The organism is Phormidium sp. CCY1219 (genome assembly GCF_035615515.1).
Classification (GTDB): Bacteria; Cyanobacteriota; Cyanobacteriia; order Cyanobacteriales; family Laspinemataceae; genus CCY1219.
The window spans coordinates 1-415 of sequence record NZ_JAJENT010000922.1 but is presented as its reverse complement, the minus strand read 5'-3'; the positions used below and the strand labels follow the sequence as shown (position 1 = coordinate 415).

Here is a 415-nt window from a genome sequence, read left to right as displayed (position 1 = left end):
AGCCTATGCCTCAGATCTCCACAGGAACCGTAGGGCGATCGCAACTTGCATGCAAATGATTCGCGCTGGCGAAGAAGGAGAAAAAAAAGTTGACAAAACAGTGGCAATCGGATATAATTATTCATAATGGGAGCAAAACATTAAAGCAATGCTTTGATTGTCATAGGGAGCCTATGCCTCAGATCTCCACAGGAACCGTAGGGTGACGCCGCTGGCCAATCTCTGGCATGTCAGCCCACTCCAATCTTCTGAGGCGTCACCCACCAAACAGACCTCCCAGGTAGCAACATTTGCAATTCACGCCGGCGAAGAAGGAGAAAAAAAGTTGACAAAACAATGGCGCTCGGATATAATTATTCATAATCGGAGCAAAACATTAAAGCAATGCTTTGATTGTCATGCCCAAACTATCCCT

General features: G+C 46.0%; 1 protein-coding gene. It reads left to right on the top strand.

The genetic code is table 11. From position 1 onward, the window contains the following. Positions 1-202 precede the first annotated feature (202 nt). On the top strand, positions 203-415 hold a 213-nt coding region (locus LKK83_RS30320; protein WP_324635198.1), incomplete at its 3' end, for a hypothetical protein.